Below are 14838 nucleotides of genomic sequence, written 5' to 3'. Positions count from 1 at the left end.
CGACAGTGCAACGGTCAGCGGCCGCGACCTTCGGACCCGCGGTCGTACCCAGTCCCGCGCCGACGCTGGGGGCTGCCTGACTCCGATCGCGATCCCGAGGTTGGGGAGCGTCGGGAGGTGCCGCGGCTGGCGATCCGGGCCGCGCGTTGCGTGTCGGTCTCTCGTGGAGCGGCGTGCTCGGCCGCGGGGGGTTGCAGTGGTGCGATCGGTTCGGTGATCCGCTCGAACACCGGGATCATGGTGTCGGGGACGGGCTCGAATGTGCCTCGGTCGGGGTGGGAGAGCATGGCGGCGTTGCCCCACTGTTCGGGTGTGACGCGGCCGTAGTCGAGTCGGTAGCCGGCATCTGCGGCGAGTTGGGACATGAACACCTTGACCGTCCGGCCGTTGCCTTCGCGGTAGGGGTGGCCCATGTTGATCGTGGCGTAGACGGTGGCGGCCTCGACGGCGAACCCGCCGTGGTCCAGGTCGGTCCAATCGACGGCGGCGATGTGGTCGCGGGCGTGGTCAAGGTATCGGCCGATCTGGTCGGGGTCGGCGAACGGCAGGCCGTCTTTGCTCAACGGGTAGGTGCGCGGAACGCCGGCCCATTCGTAGAGCGGGGAGAACAACGCGGCGTGGATGGTGTGCAGATGCTCGGCGTCGTAAGTGCGGGCGATCGGGGGACGTCCGTCGACGATCATCGCTTCGCGGTGCGCAGTGATGGTGTATTCGGCCGCGGCGAGCGCGTCGGGATCGGTGATGCCGAGTTTGTTGGCCAGCACGGTGGTGCCGGGGATGAACGTGGCGGCCCAGTCATCCTGTGCGGTCACTCACCCTCACCTTCCAGACATGGCGACGGCACCACCCGGGGCGGTGGTGCCGTCGTGAACAACTACCAGGTTGTGGGTGGTCAGCCGAAGGCGTGTGCGACTCGTGAGCCGGTAGCCATGGCAACGGCTTCAGCGATGACTTCGGCGTCGGTCAGCTCGCCGCGCGCCGACCGGGTGAGCAGGTCGACGTCGGCGCGTTGCGGGTCCCACCCCTCGAGGACGTTGTTGTCGATTGCCTGCACGACACCACGAACCTGGGTGTCGGTGAGGCCGGCGAACAACTCCGGCCAGCGGGTGATCCATCGTGACTCGATCATCGCGCACCTGCCCTTCCTGAATGTCTCGTCGGACTCAGTTTACCGATCATCGCTGCGCCTCGGGGCAGTCCGCGACGTCGACCGCTCGTCGCGCAACTTCGTCAACTCTTCCGCGACAGACGTGTGCCCGCGCAGCACCCGGCGGGCGGCGTCGGCATCGCCGGCGGTGGGAGGCATGCCGGCCATGATGTGGCCGGCAGTCGCCGCTGACAGGATCTCGTCCTCGGTGCGGGTGTGCGGTGCAGTCATCGACTCTCTCCACATGGCGAGGGCGGTTCTCCCGACCTCTAAGGTGTGCGTGATCAGAACAGGGCGATTTGGTCGCGTGCAGCGAGTTCGGCGGCACGCTGGTGTGCTTGGTCGACAGCATGTTTGACGGCAGCTTCGGGCAGTGCGAGGTCGTGGGCGATGTCGGCCCAGCTGCGGCCGTGCTCGCGCATGTCGGCGGCGAGGTCACCGAGTTGGCGGTCCTGGACGTTGAGGTCGTCGAGGTCGTCGTCAGTTATCACGGGGGCTGTGCCTTCGCTGTCAGATGCGGGCGAGGGTGTCGCGGATGGCCAGCCACCGGGTTTCGGCGGCTTGCTGATGTGCGGTGAGGGCCGTCCAGTGGCCGGCGAGTTCGGCGGTGGGGCGCTCGGTGGTTACCTGGGTCATGCGGGCCAGCGGTGCGCGGTAGCCGCGGCGGTACCAGCCGTCGATGAGGGCGGCGGCGAGGTGGGGCAGATCGGCGCTGTCGGCGACGGGTCGGCCGTGGCGCGGGGAAGCGATCTCGAGCATGACGCGGCGAGTGCGGGTAGTCAGTCCCCGATCGGCAAACCGCGCATTGACCAGAACGGGTGTGGCGGGGCTACCTTCGTCGAGCAATGTCACCACGGTGTCGAACACGTCCTGATGCACAGCACTGAGGAACACCACACTGCCTGCGGGAAGCACACTGCTGGTGGTGCCGGCGTCGCGGGCGGCGCGCGAGCCGATCAACGCCTCGACGACCTGGCGGGCTCGGGCCGGTGACGCCCACAACAACGCGGTGAGCATGTCCAGCTCCAGGGCGAGAGTGTTGTCAACCTCGGTGGTGTCCTCACCGACAGTTCCGGTAAGGGTGAGGGTGAGGGTGAGGTCATCTCGGGCGGTGACGGTTTCCAGTTCGGGCAGCGGTTCGATCGCGGTGGCCGGCGGTTGCGGCACATCAGATCGTGCGACATCGGGGTTGTCGGCCATAACAATCACCTACTGTCTCCTTGTTCGCGTCGGTCGGTCTGGCTACTGGTTAGGCGACGTCACTGCGGACGCCGGTGAGATCTTCGAGTGCCCATTCCTCGCACTGTGCGGCGAGGTCGGCGAGTTCGTCTCCGAGTTGCGGGTCACCCTCGGTGTAGGCGTGATCGGACTTGGCCCAATAGGCCACTGCCTGCTCTGCGTAATCAGTCATCGCACAATCCCTTTCACGCGGCCGCCTTGACGAGGGCTTTGATGCGGTCCGGCCGGAAACCTGCCCAGTGATCGTCGCCGACCACCACGACCGGTGCTTGCAGGTAGCCCAGGCTCATCACGTAGTCGCGGGCGGAGTCGTCGTCGCTGATGTCGACCACCTCGTAGCCCAGTCCCTGCTTGTCGAGTGCTTTGTAGGTGGCGTTGCACTGGACGCAGGCGGGCTTGGTGTAGACGGTGATCGTGGTGTTCTCGCTCATTGTCGTATCGCCCATACTTGGCTGGGCATTCTGTCCATTTAATGGAGACGAAACAACTACCCGCGAAATAAGCGGAACGGAGCGGCGCGACGTGTAGCGCGTGGGTCGCTTTTCGGTGGAATGGATTGACAGAAGGACCGGCCACGCTTGTGATAATGGGGCGATCAGGGAGGCAGCGCGTGCCAGGGTGGACACCGGGTGCGCGAAGCGCGTCGACTGGCGGGCTCGATGCCCGCCGGCCGGCCCTCCCGATTCTCCGGGGTGAGAGGGGCGCGGCAACGGTTCCGGGTGCCAGGGGAGGCCACGCTAGGCGCCCGGGGGTGAGTGGGAACCTGCGGTCGGAACCGTTGCCACGCTGCTAGCTAGACTACGCTATCTAGCATTTGCTCTGCACTATCGCGTATTGCCGTGGTGTTCATCCGGCGGCGTCGTCGATGGTGGCGGCGGACTGGTGGCCGGTGAGGTCCTGGTAGGGGATGGTGCCGCGGATCATGCGGCCCCCGAAGGGTGCTGGTCGTTCGACGGTCACGGTCTTGGGGTTGGCGCGCAGGACCGGCAGCCAGTGTCCGAAGCTGTCGCGGACCTGATCGCCTGCGCTGATGGTCTCGCGGCGGTAGTCGCCGGTCTGGCCGGTGGCGATCTGCTCGGCGCGCACGGCGTGCCAGTGGGTGAGCTCGTCGCCGCGTTGGGCCATGGCGGCGGTGATCTGCTCGCGACGCTCCCCGGTCGCGGCCGGGGTGATGTCGACGGCGCGTTGTCCGTCGCTGGTGATGAACAGGGTTCGGGTGTGTCCGTCGAGGGCGCGTTGGTCGGCGCGCTGCTCGGCTTCTAGCTTCTCGATGCGGTTGGCCACGGTACGCGGGTTGTAGCGGCGTTCGGTACCGCGTGCAGCGGTGTCGGCCCGCTGCGCGGTCGTGGTGGCCTGGGTGTCGGCGTCCATGGCGTGGCGGAACTTTCTGTGCGCGTTGTCGATCGCGCGGCGGTGGCGGCCTTCGCTGTGGTGTCCGACGTGGATCGGTTCACCACCGGGCGGCAACGCGGCGGCTGCACGCTGCTCGGCATCCCACGCGGCGTCGGCGCGGGCGCGGTGGCGGTCGGCCTTGTTCTCGAGTGCATCGGCGCGGGCCTGTTGGCGGTCGGCCTTGTCGGCCTCCACCGTGGCGGTGTCGCGGTGGGTGCGGTCGATGTCGACGGTCACGGTGTGACCTGCCTCGGTTAGGGCGCTGCGGGCACGTTCGATCTTCGGTTCGTTGGGCTGACGGTCGCGGCTGCCTGCGATGCCCCACACGCCCAGGGTGCGGAACCAGCGGAAACCGTGGGCTTTCAGAATCGTGTTGGTGCCGTCGCCTTTGCTGGTGCCCTCGACGAGGGTTCCGTCGGCGGCGGTGTGGGTGATGGTGATGTCACTCATGACTAGTCGTGCTCCTTGGGTGGTGGTGTGGGGGTTCGGGGTGGTCCGGGGTCCCTTGTGGGTCGACCGTCCGGGCCACACCGAAGCGGTCAGGCCGCCGGGTCGGTGGCGGTGGTGGTGAAGTCGGTCAGCTGCAGGGCGGCGGCGACCGTGGTTCCCAGGTCGGGCAGGTAGCGGGGGATGTGATCGCCTCGGTAGACGATGCTGTTGGCGAGGTTGTCCAGCCTCATCAGGCGGGCGTCGCGGTGCAGATCGTTGTAGACCAGGGTGTCGATGTCGATGCCGTCGATGTCGAATGCGGTAGCGACCTCGGGGTTCTCGGCGACGAACGCACGCAACACGATTCGGGTTGCTTCGTCGGTGTAGACGCGTTCGGTGTTGATGCCGCAGCACGAATACCGCACCATCTCCGGCAACTCACCCGGCGTGGTGACTACCAGCGGATCCGGCTGCTGCTGGTAGCTGTCGGTCATGCCGTCGAACCGCTCGGACTCGTAGTGGTTGCACACCGCGCGGACCTGATCGTCGTCGGGACCATCGACCCAGGCCACCCGCATCCATCCGTAGGCGGTGCCAGTCGCGCACCGAACCGAGAATTTCACTCCCGGCCAGGTGGTGCGCAGCTGTGTACGCAGCGCGGCGGCGGTCTCTTTGGTGGTGTAGGTCTTCATCAGTGGGGTTGTCCCTTCCCTCGGGTGTGGTGGGTGATCGGCGGGGCAGGGGGTGGGGCCACGAGCGGCGCGGCCCCACCCGGTTCAGCGGTAGTGCTGGTCTGTGGCCCCGTCGAGGAGTTGGTCGGCGACCTGGCGGCGTTCGATCAGAACGGTGATTGCGTCCAAGTGCTCCTGCGCAGTGGCCACGCGAGCCGTCGAGTCGATGACATCGCCGGTGGCCGGGGCAATCCACATCGCGGCTTCGCGGGTGTGGGTCTCGATCTGCCGGTCGAGCGCGTCACGCCAATCCCGCAGCGACGCAAGCAACGTCTCAGCGAAGCCGGTCCCGGCCAGGGTGGCGCGCAGGTTGATCGCGGCCATGTTCGGCCCGACCAGATCGACCCCCGCATTCGCGGTTGAGAGCACTGCGTGACGGTCGCGAGTGTGGTCAAGGGTGCAGGTCAGTGCGTCGCAGCACTGGGTGCCGGTCGTGCGATCAATCCACGGGGTCTCGTGCGTAACGGCCATGAGAAGTCCTCCTGTTGGGTCGTCCGGTGTGTGTGACACCTGCCAATCGCTTGCGTGAGTGAGGGAGCTGCAAGGGTGCTCCGCAGCGAAAAAGTCATCCGGGCCGCAGGCCTGCAAACCCGTAGGGCGGATTAGTTTTTCGCGGCGCTTGTTGCGGATGAGCGAGGGTAAGAGAATGGAAGGGGGCAACACACCCCGACCTCCAAATTGGGTGCGGACGAAGTCCGCTCCGATCAGTGCCGGCGGCCGCCGGCAGTCCACCCGAAGGGTGCTGTACTGCTGTACTGCCGGACACCAGGTCGGTTGGTCGACGAGCATGGTGTGGCCATCGGGGGTGGGGTTCTATGCTGCACGTGCGGAGGCTGGGAGAGGGTTTCCAGGATGTTCCACGAGGTGATGCCGACGCGGTGTCCGAACGGGCACGAGCTCGGCCCGAACCGCATCCTGGTCGGTTGGGATTCCGGACACCGCCCGTATCCGTGCAGGCTCTACATCTGTCGGCGCTGTGACGCGCGGATGTGGAGCGACACGATCAGCCATCCACCTCGAGTCGGCTACGAACCGCCGACGCCGTGAACCCACAGCGTGAGCTGGGGACCGTGGCACAATGCGGCCATGCCAGGCCAGTTGCTATCGGTGGAGGTGACGCCACGACGCATCTGGCAGGCCACGCATGTGGTTGCGACTGTGGCGATCCCATGGGTGCTGGCCGTGTACTTCCTCCAGGCCGACAAGCGGACCATTACCGCGTCGGCGCATCTGGTTGCCGACTTTCACACCAAAGCGGCGATCGCTGCGGGTGTGCTTCTGGCGAGTTCGGTGCTGCTGCGCTGCTTCGGGCGCAGTGTCGCGGCGACCATTCCGTTCGCCCTCATGTGGGCGGCCGCGCTCGCTTTCTCGATATCGCAGGTCAGGGCCTACAGCGGCCGGTTCTTCTGCGAGAGCGAGTTCTGCATACCTGACTTCGGGCTCCTCATCACTGCTGTTCCGTTCGCAGTCGTGGTGTCTGCTGCAGTGATCGGATCCGCGGCGATCGCTCACTGGACAACTCGTCTGTGACTGGCCGCCGTCTGGTGCGCGCCACTGATGGCGGCCGTCTCGGCGACGACGCGCGCTTCGACGAGCCTCGGGCGTGGACGCTAGTCGACCACCAGCAGAGTTTGGGGACAGAACTTCCACTCGTCGTTCTCCCAGGCGAAGCTGAACTTCGTTCGCAGCGGGGAGTATTCGTAATTGATGGTGGCGTAGACCTCTGCTCCGTCAGCATCGTTGAGGGTCGGCTCTTCCACACTGACCACCGGCCCTGGGGGGAATCCTGCGAACGACGGTGCCGTCTTGTAGCCGTCGCTTTCGCGGACATCGGCGCACAGCAGACGACTGAAGGCCTGCTGATCGCGCGCATTGACCGCCGAGGCGGTCTCGTCGAAAACCGCCCGCACCTTGTCGAGTGAGGCGCGCCGATCTGAGGGTGTCGACCCTGCGGGATCTGCACCGCAGCCGGTGGCGGTCAGTGTGACCATCGCGGCGCAGGGCAGTAGCCAGCGGGCGGCGGTGGGGAGGTTGCTCACCGACTTCACCCTATTGGAGTTGCGACACCCTACGAGAAAACAAGGCAGCCGAGCATCCGCTCGTACAGGGCATTGATGTGCGCGAAGGTGATGTCCGAGCGAGCACGGCGAAGGCGGAACCGCTCATCGCTTGATGATGCACTTCGGCTCCGACACCTGTCAATCGACAGCAGCGGATCTGTCAATCAGTACTTGACATATGTACATTGTCGGCTTGCAATCGACTGCGAGGTAATGCACATCGCGACCAGTGACTATGGCTTGCGCTTTCTTGAGGATCGTCGTCTGCGGTTGTTCGCGAGCGCTTTAGTTGCGTGTTCGGCCTCGGTTTGGCTCTTGTGTGAGTTTGTGACGGGGCGTGAGGTGTCGTAGGAAGGTCGGCGTTGCGGTCGTGGTGGTCGTCGAGGCCATTGACCCAGGTCGCCAGCTCCGGTCGAGATGGTTTGGACGATCAGGTAGGCCGCGGTGCGTGTGAGCCACCACAGCATCTGGGCTGCCCACCGCAGATAGTCACCGATCAAAATACTGACCTCCATGCTGAGGCGATGCCGCTACCAACGGCTTTGACTCCGGAGTTGATGCCGTTGGTCAGACCGTCGGGGAGCTTGTCGTAGGCCCATTTGCCACCGTAGTAGACGCCGGCACCGACTCCCGCTGCGATGACGACGGAAACAATGCCGGGGCCTAGGAGAGCAGCAGTGGCGATGGTGGCTCCTGCGCTGAGGGCTCCGACCGTGACCGCTTTGCCGGGCTCCATGCCATTCTTGATGTCCATATACATTCCGACTGGTGCAGCAACTGCAGGAGCGAGTTTGCCGAACCGCACGGCGTAGTCGAAGGTCTTCATGCTGGTGCTGGCGATCTGAGGGTTGTTGTCGAGCCAACCGGCTATGGCCATGCTGACCGCAACATTTGATGCCAACTTTGATCCCTGTGATGCCGCCTGGCCGGTGAGTAGTTTAGGCGCGGCGTTGGCGGCCGCGGTCATCAGTGGTGTGCCGTAGTTGTCGAAGAGGGTTTGGTTGCCATCTTTATCAATAACGCTGCGGGTTCCGTCGGAGAACGCGATAACCTTGCTTCCATCTGCACCTGCGGTGACTTCAGCAGAGGTGCCATCACCCACATTGGGAATGTATAGAGTGCCGTCGTCCTGGCCATAGATCGTTCGGCCCCGCTCATCGGTCGTGACGTAGACGACTCTATGCGTGTCAACTGTTCCGTCGGAGTTGGGATCCGAGCGGGTGATCACTGTGTTGCCGTGCGAAGTGTTCGCTTGGGTGATGATGTTGCCCTGGTCCCCGGTTACCGCAGAATTGCTACTGACGTGGCCTTCCGGCGTGTCGGTTTCGGTGTGTATCGACCCGTCGTAGTTGGGGGTGGAATGGGCCGAGTACTGACTGCCATTGGGGGCGGTGTAAGTAGTGTCGATCCCGCCGTCGGCGGTCGGTGTCGACTGGCCATACCCGAGGCCTGACGTTCCGGGTTCGGTGTATACGGTCCCATCGGGATAGACCACCGAGTTCGAGCCGTCGGGATTCGCTGTCCAGGTCGTCACGCCGCCGTTGCCATCTGGCACCGATCGAGTTTGGGTCGTAGTCCCGTCCGCGTTGTCGATGGTTGTATCGACGCTGCCCCCTGAGTCCGGGACCGCGGTTGAGGTTGAGGTGATTGTTCCACCGTGACCGTCTTGGGCGGTGGTGACAACCGAACCAGCCGAGGTCGCTGTCGAGGTAGAGGTTTGCGGCTGTTGCGGTTGCTGAAATCCACTGATCCCGTTTCCGTCGGGATCATCCGGAGTGCATTGGCCAATCTCAGTGGGATCAGCGAGGATCGGGAAGAGGGCGCTGTCGATGGGGTTGATGTGTTGGATGAGGTCGCCGTTGTCGGCGGTGGTGTACCAGGTTTTCTGGGGGCGGCCGGCGCTGTCGTAGGCCCACGGCCGTGCTACCGAACGGACCGGATTTCCGTAGCGGTCATAGACTGTCGCCGAGCCGTCAGGGTTGATTCGGGTGGTGCCACCGTCAGGGACATCCATCGCAAACCGGTAGGTGCGTGGGCTGGTCGGGTCGTTGATCAGAACCAATCGAGACGGACCGACTTGTGCTCGGTGAGAGCCACCGCGTTGCAACAGACTCCACGATCGCGGGAGACCATGTCTGGTCAGGGCACGTCCAGGTCGGGGGTGGGCTACTGCGAGTGCGGCGGCACCGGCGATCAGCCATGCGGTGAGGGGGATCGTCGAATTGTTGGCAGGTTGTGGCGGGCCGGCCTTCTCGATGCTGTCGTCCGAGATTTGCGGGCGGGGTGACAGGTGTGGGCTCGAGGGTGTGCCGGGTGATGGCTGCGTGGCGGTGCTGTCGGGTATCGGTGTTGGGGGCGCAGCATCGGGTGTTGCGTGGGGAGCGTTCGGTATCCGGTCGCCGGAACCGACCGGCTCACCGGGAACAGGGATTGGCTGCCCGTCTTGGCGCGGCGCGGGTTGTCCGGGTACGGGGACGATGGGGGTGCCGTTGCCCTCGCCGGGGCCGGGTCCGGGGTTACCGGCGATTGCGGGTCCTGCCGAGGAGTCTTGGTTGCCGGGCCCAGTTGTGGTGGGCGTGTTCTGGGTGGGTGGCGGGGTGTAGGTGGGCACGTTGATACACGGCCAACCTGCGCCGTACTGGGCGCGCATCTGATCACACAGTGCATCCGCACGTGCCTGCGGTGCAGCCTCGGTCTGCACACTCACTGCGAGTACCGCGGCCCCGACGACGCCGCACAGAAGCGTCAACAGTGTTGCTGTGGTGCATGTTCGGCGGCTGGGACGGTGCCGACCCCTCTGCGCGGCACCGCACCCAGCCGCCCCCGACCACGAACCACTCATCGGTTGCCGATCACCCTGGCCAGTACGGCATCAGCGCCGACCCAGAACCAACGGCCAGCGATCGACATGACGAGGAAGAACACCAGGAACACCGGGATCTGTCCCCACCGGTGCGACCACTCACCCAGGTGCGTCAAATTCGCTGCCGCCAACACCAGCAGCACACAACCAGCCACGAACAACACGGCTTTGCCGGCGGGAAACCCAGAACCGGTTCCGCCAGAGCCAGCTCGGCGGTGCGGGTTGGCGTCGGACCGATCGTGGTCATCGCGTGCCTGCACCGGGCCATCCAGTGCACCCTCAGCGGCGTGAGTAAAGGTCATCGCACAGCTCCTGAGCGCGTGGGCCAATATTGGGCGATACCGATCGGCAGGTCAGGACGCTGGCGGTCGAGAACAACCCCGATCTGGCCACCGGGCTTGGATGCGGCCTCGTCCACGAGTTGCTGCTTCCAAACGTGGAACACTCGGCGACCGTCGATTCTGGTGAACTGGTTTCTGAAACGTGAGTCCGGGCGGACCACGACTCCTGCGTGTTCGATGATTCCGGGCTGATCGAGAAATCTGACCATACCTATCTGCGCGGCCTGCTGGGTCTCGGCAGGCGACAGCCACACCATCGTGTACCGACTGTCTTGTTTCACTTGAACCGCGTGCGCAGGACCCACGCCACCGACAAGGCTTGCCCCACTGATCGCCGCCGCAGCACACACACCGGCAACAATTCGTCTCGCACTGACACCAGACATACTTTCGACTCCTTCAATCGTGCCGTCTTCTGTTGCCGCACTTGCTGTCCGACGATTACGTTCACAGGTAGTGGGGTGTGCCGTAGACGTTGACGGTGTTGTCGTTGACCGGGGTCGAGATCGCCACGGTCACATACGAACGCACCGCAACCGGCCCCAAACAGCCATCGACTTTGACGTGCACCCCGTCGACGGTCAGACCCGCGCGGGGCCCGGCGAGTTTCTTCACCCCGAAAGCGATGTCGGCGATCGTTCCGGGTTTCAACGTGGTCGATACGTTCCCGCTGGCTTGGGCTCCCACGATCAACGCTGGTGGCCACGAAATCGACATCTGCGCAGTCGGACCCGCCGTGACCCCCAAGGTCAGACCCGAGGTGACGTCGGTATTGCACCCGATCTGGAACCCCGCGCGCACCGTGCCCGCAGAAACCGCCACCGTCCCGGCACCGCTGATGCGGCCTTCACCGCGTAGCGACAGGAATCCCTCACGCGTCCAGGGAGACTGATTCAACGGCGCCACCGAACGAACCCGCTCCTTGGCTTTGACCGCAGTCACCCGCCAACCGTCTTCGGTCACCTTCGACACCGACCGATCGCCGAACGAATCAGGCGCTGCCGCCACCGGACCCGCGCCCGCACCGGTCAGGACACCGACGGCAATCGTCGCCGCAGCAACACCCGACACCGCGACACGGCCATACCCGCACCGTGCGAACCCTCCCACACCCATCCGACACTCCACACTGATACTTTGCGATATTGAATATTGCAGATCACAGCACACGCCCCGAAAGCTCACCAACAGAATCTGTTGGTTTGTGATCGAGGACACGGCCGGGTCATCCGAACGAACGACAACAGCCCATCGCGTTGTCACCCACCGCCCCCGTTTGGAACGCTCTCGTTGACGGCTTCGGCAACCACGACCCCGGCCGGGGTCGCCGAGCGGGACGCCGGTCCCTTTGGGACACCCTCCACCCAGGCCGCCCCTGGGCCGAGCAATTCCCGCCAAGCACCAAGACTGCCGAGGACATCGAACTCGACGCGGCGGAATACCTCCGCCAGCGTCTCTAGACCGCGTTAGTCGTCACCGCACCTTGCAATCCCAATTGAGATGCCCTTCTGGCAAGGGAGAGATTGACCGCCATGAGGGCCGTGGAACGCAACTGTCGATCGCGGGAGTTTTCACCAGGAGCGCAGCGACCGCGGATGGTGAGAGGCCCGAGGATTTCTCGCGCGCCGAGACACAAGTGTCCGACGAGGTGACGCAGCGCGCTGCGACAGGAGGGCTATGCTGCCGAGGTGTCGCGCTCGGTGAACCGGTGGACAGCACAATTGCAGCACCACGATCGCAGTCAATGGCTAGCGTTCGTGGATGCGAACTCGGGGTTGCCAGGCCCGCGAGCGAACACCTCGCTGGCAATAGCGCTAGCGGCCCTAGCAGATTCAGATCTAGTTGAGCAACTCCTGAGCAGCGACGACGAATACCGGGTGATGTGCGGTGCGATTTGCGTCGGTGCGCGGGTCGCCGATGCTGACACTCATGCGCGGCTACAGGCGCTGGCTGTCGACGAGCGATGGCGAGTCCGCGAGGGTGTGGTAATCGGCATGCAAGAAGCGGCCGACACCGATCTTGGCATTGTCCAATCAGTCGTCCGCAGTTGGGCATCCCAGCCTGATCCCCTCATAGCCCGGGCAGCCGTAGCAACAATATGCGAGCCGCGTCTACTGCGCTCGCCGGCAGCGGCGGCCATCGCGATCGAGGTGTGCGGCCGAGCGAGCACCGTGCTTACCAACACCCCTCGCGCGACGCGGCGCTCCCCGGCCGCACGGGCCCTGCGTCAGGCCCTCGGATACTGCTGGAGCGTGGCTGTTGCAGCCGACCCACACCCAGGACTGGCCGCGTTCAACGCTCTCGATATCACCGACCCGGACCTCGAATGGATCGTCCGGTCTAACCGTGGGAAAAAGCGACTTCAACGCCTCCTATAAGCCAACCTACGTCGCCGATAACGTCGGATGCCACCGTTCTCGGGAATGCCGCCTGCACTGCGGCGGCTGCGCCGAGGATCGATCCAAGAGGGAGCGCTGTAAACCGTGCAGGGCAAGACCCGATCCATCGCCCAGGCTCGGCAGGGCCTGTAGGACGATCTCGGCGAGGGCGCGGTCGGGCGGCGAACCCACGACGCCCGCTCGAAGTTCGCCAGTGTCTATCGCAGCTGTGGGCGATGCGATAGACGTCGTCGTCTTCGAGTCAGGCGCCGAGCGCTCCGGCGAGAGTGCTCTGTGAGGAGGTGAGCTACGCGAGTTCAAGGTAATCCGGCCATGCAACATGGTGCCCGAGCGCGCCCGTCATTCGCGACCGATGTCGTGCCCGAATCGGGTGCGGCTCTTCGTCGTCCAGCCCATCCAGCGTCGGTCTGCAGGACTGCCAGACCGCCCTTATCTACCTTGCCGCCTGACATCCGCCGACACGTCATTGTTGGATGACAACGAACCTGGAAGCGGTGACTGAGCCTGGATGACAACCGAATTGGGAGTGACCGGATCGATTCGTGCAGGTCACGGCGGGACATATCTGACGTCCGTGTCATCGAGTCTCAACCAGCGTGGCCATGTCCCAACTACGTTGCCATCCGACACTGGCTGCCATCTTGCCCGTCTTCAGAGCGCTGTTGATAGCGGTGAACTGGCCTCGGTGACAGCCGATGTGGGAGTTCGGCGTGGATTCTTGCAGGTCGGTGAGGTCGAAAGTCCTAGGTCGGTGTCACCGGGTCTCATCTAGGGTGGCAAAGTCTTAACTACCTTGTCACCCGACACTCGCCCCACAAGAAATCGTTCTCTACCAGCCACTTCCGGCCTTTACTGGTAATTCTGCATATTCGATCACTGCATATTCGCCGCCGACCGCGGCGAGCGATTCAGTCTTGCCGCGATGCCAGTCAGTCGGTGGTCGCGACACAGGCCGCAGGCTGGCGACAAACTCAGTTAGCCTGTAGCCGGTCGACGAATCTGGCAATATGTGGGGGCTGCATTGGATCAAACCCGTTGTCGTAGTCGGCTTTTGGGGCTTGACCCGTGAACGAAGTGACAGGTGGTTGGTTGATTCATCTGGTGCAATATGCAGTGGTTCGCTTGACATAATGTATCTTATCGGCGTGCAGAGTTTTGTCGATCACGACTGGTCGCATTGCCTTCTGTGATTTGCAAACGTGACGTCATCACGTTGTGGTCGAGCATTATTCGACGACAGCGCCGTCCGCTGACATCTTCACCATCATCGGCCCGGCGGCCGCAGCCGGGTGCATGGTGCGACGAGAACCCTGTACGGCTGTGAGGGCAGGACATCGTCAGAATTATTCGCTCCTCGGCGGGCGCTGCAGCTATCCGGCATCTGCTGTCGCTTGTGACGCCCTGCCCCTGCCATTGCCACACATTTCGTCACACGTGACGAAATGTGTGGCAGTGCCTCCTCGCGACAGACTCCGCTCTGACCGTCGGCTTTTCGATGGAGCCACGCACGATCGCCGACGCCACGTTCTCGGCGGTGCGCGTCCAGATACTGCTTCTATCGAACCGTGGCGGTGCTGAGTCCTCCAGCGGTTACGTGTCCAGAAGGCGATGGCGCCGACGTACGGTGCCACTGACACGACCACAGCCCAGGCGAATCCTCGAGCACGCCCAGTCGGCTCGGCGATCACCGACCAGACGCACTCGCCTCGCGAGACATTGTCGGCCAAGCCAAAGGCATCATCATGGAGCGCTTCGACACCGACGCATACAGCGCATTCGACCTGCTCCGAAGACTCTCCCAGGAAACCGACACACCACTAGCCGACATAGCCGAACAACTCGTGACCAAAGAACACCCCGCACCAGACAGGATCGTTCGCCCCCGACAGTGCCACGCGGATCGCCTCGGTGTCGCGGAGGCGGCCATCCGCGTCCAGCAGAGTCGCGAACCGCACTCCTTGCCGCCGGGCGTCGGGTGCTTAGACAACTGACAGCTCTGGATAAATGACACACCTCAAAGTCGTATTTGGGAGGCCACGGTTTGTCGTGGTCGCGTGCGCGTCAACCACTGTCGTGCCGCCGTGAATTGAACTATTGACAAATAGCTGGCGGACGATGAATCTCACTGCGGGCCATGCCAACAACGGATGCACGTACCCGATGTGCGCCACGCCTGTCTAGCACTGATCTCGCCTACGGCCAGATTTGCCAGAGTTAACTAAACTATTTCGAGAGGG

At 64.2% G+C, this 14838-nt stretch carries 17 protein-coding genes and 1 pseudogene; 3 read left to right on the top strand and 15 right to left on the bottom strand.

The annotated features are described in order from the left end of the window. Positions 1-14 precede the first annotated feature (14 nt). From GS4_RS16980 to GS4_RS16940, 10 genes are all read right to left on the bottom strand, one after another. Positions 15-812 (bottom strand): Fic/DOC family protein, encoded by a 798-nt coding sequence (locus GS4_RS16980; RefSeq protein ID WP_007622787.1) that lies wholly within the window; start codon positions 810-812, stop codon positions 15-17. A gap of 80 nt (positions 813-892) precedes the next feature. Beyond that, positions 893-1129 carry an antitoxin VbhA family protein gene (locus tag GS4_RS16975; protein ID WP_007622785.1) on the bottom strand — a complete coding sequence of 79 codons (237 nt, stop codon included), beginning with the start codon at positions 1127-1129 and terminating at the stop codon, positions 893-895. Between the two features lie 39 nt (positions 1130-1168). Then, entirely contained in the window at positions 1169-1378 is a 210-nt protein-coding gene (locus tag GS4_RS16970; RefSeq protein WP_040510897.1) for a hypothetical protein, read from the bottom strand. 53 nt (positions 1379-1431) lie between these two features. Beyond that, entirely contained in the window at positions 1432-1635 is a 204-nt protein-coding gene (locus GS4_RS16965) for a hypothetical protein (RefSeq protein WP_040510931.1), read from the bottom strand. Positions 1636-1657: 22 nt separating this feature from the next. Continuing rightward, positions 1658-2356: a hypothetical protein gene (locus tag GS4_RS16960; RefSeq protein WP_007622776.1), complete on the bottom strand. Its 699-nt coding sequence runs from the start codon at positions 2354-2356 to the stop codon at positions 1658-1660. Positions 2357-2396: 40 nt separating this feature from the next. Next, on the bottom strand, positions 2397-2558 hold the full coding sequence (locus tag GS4_RS25880) for a hypothetical protein (protein WP_007622774.1): 162 nt from the start codon (positions 2556-2558) through the stop codon (positions 2397-2399). Positions 2559-2571: 13 nt separating this feature from the next. Beyond that, entirely contained in the window at positions 2572-2817 is a 246-nt protein-coding gene (gene nrdH / locus GS4_RS16955; protein ID WP_007622773.1) for a glutaredoxin-like protein NrdH, read from the bottom strand. Positions 2818-3232: 415 nt separating this feature from the next. Then, the gene (locus tag GS4_RS16950; protein WP_007622772.1) at positions 3233-4228 is read right to left on the bottom strand and encodes a DUF3560 domain-containing protein; all 996 of its coding nucleotides are present in this window, start codon (positions 4226-4228) and stop codon (positions 3233-3235) included. 89 nt (positions 4229-4317) lie between these two features. Next, positions 4318-4899 carry an LPD29 domain-containing protein gene (locus GS4_RS16945; protein WP_007622771.1) on the bottom strand — a complete coding sequence of 194 codons (582 nt, stop codon included), beginning with the start codon at positions 4897-4899 and terminating at the stop codon, positions 4318-4320. An 84-nt stretch (positions 4900-4983) separates the two neighbouring features. Next, positions 4984-5601 carry a hypothetical protein gene (locus GS4_RS16940; RefSeq protein ID WP_007622770.1) on the bottom strand — a complete coding sequence of 206 codons (618 nt, stop codon included), beginning with the start codon at positions 5599-5601 and terminating at the stop codon, positions 4984-4986. A gap of 423 nt (positions 5602-6024) precedes the next feature. Here GS4_RS16940 and GS4_RS16935 point away from each other — a divergent pair, with 423 nt between their 5' ends. Next, positions 6025-6468, top strand: a complete 444-nt coding sequence (locus GS4_RS16935) for a hypothetical protein (protein WP_007622769.1) — start codon at positions 6025-6027, stop codon at positions 6466-6468. 80 nt (positions 6469-6548) lie between these two features. On the opposite strand, the gene GS4_RS16930 is transcribed toward GS4_RS16935, so the two are convergent. The 5 genes from GS4_RS16930 to GS4_RS16910 all read right to left on the bottom strand — a co-directional run bounded on the left by GS4_RS16930 (position 6549) and on the right by GS4_RS16910 (position 11318). Next, positions 6549-6977, bottom strand: a complete 429-nt coding sequence (locus GS4_RS16930) for a hypothetical protein (RefSeq protein ID WP_007622762.1) — start codon at positions 6975-6977, stop codon at positions 6549-6551. A 517-nt stretch (positions 6978-7494) separates the two neighbouring features. After that, positions 7495-9012 carry a hypothetical protein gene (locus GS4_RS16925; RefSeq protein ID WP_157226660.1) on the bottom strand — a complete coding sequence of 506 codons (1518 nt, stop codon included), beginning with the start codon at positions 9010-9012 and terminating at the stop codon, positions 7495-7497. A gap of 824 nt (positions 9013-9836) precedes the next feature. Then, entirely contained in the window at positions 9837-10163 is a 327-nt protein-coding gene (locus GS4_RS26240; RefSeq protein ID WP_007622759.1) for a hypothetical protein, read from the bottom strand. Then, complete coding sequence (locus GS4_RS16915) at positions 10160-10588, bottom strand: hypothetical protein (protein ID WP_007622758.1); 429 nt, start codon at positions 10586-10588, stop codon at positions 10160-10162. The genes GS4_RS26240 and GS4_RS16915 overlap by 4 nt, the downstream gene beginning before the upstream one ends. A gap of 61 nt (positions 10589-10649) precedes the next feature. Then, positions 10650-11318 (bottom strand): MspA family porin, encoded by a 669-nt coding sequence (locus GS4_RS16910; RefSeq protein WP_007622757.1) that lies wholly within the window; start codon positions 11316-11318, stop codon positions 10650-10652. Positions 11319-11458: 140 nt separating this feature from the next. On the opposite strand from GS4_RS16910, the gene GS4_RS25280 reads away from it, so the two are divergent. Both GS4_RS25280 and GS4_RS26500 read left to right on the top strand, forming a co-directional pair. Continuing rightward, the gene (locus tag GS4_RS25280; RefSeq protein ID WP_007622756.1) at positions 11459-11662 is read left to right on the top strand and encodes an Eco29kI family restriction endonuclease; all 204 of its coding nucleotides are present in this window, start codon (positions 11459-11461) and stop codon (positions 11660-11662) included. 2645 nt (positions 11663-14307) lie between these two features. Continuing rightward, positions 14308-14592: pseudogene (locus GS4_RS26500) on the top strand (ANTAR domain-containing protein); the annotation flags it as partial. Between the last annotated feature and the right edge of the window lie 246 nt (positions 14593-14838).

Source organism: Gordonia soli NBRC 108243 (assembly GCF_000334455.1).
Lineage (GTDB): Bacteria > Actinomycetota > Actinomycetes > Mycobacteriales > Mycobacteriaceae > Gordonia > Gordonia soli.
The sequence above is the reverse complement of the archived record's forward strand: the minus strand, read 5'-3'. Positions and strand labels throughout refer to the sequence as shown.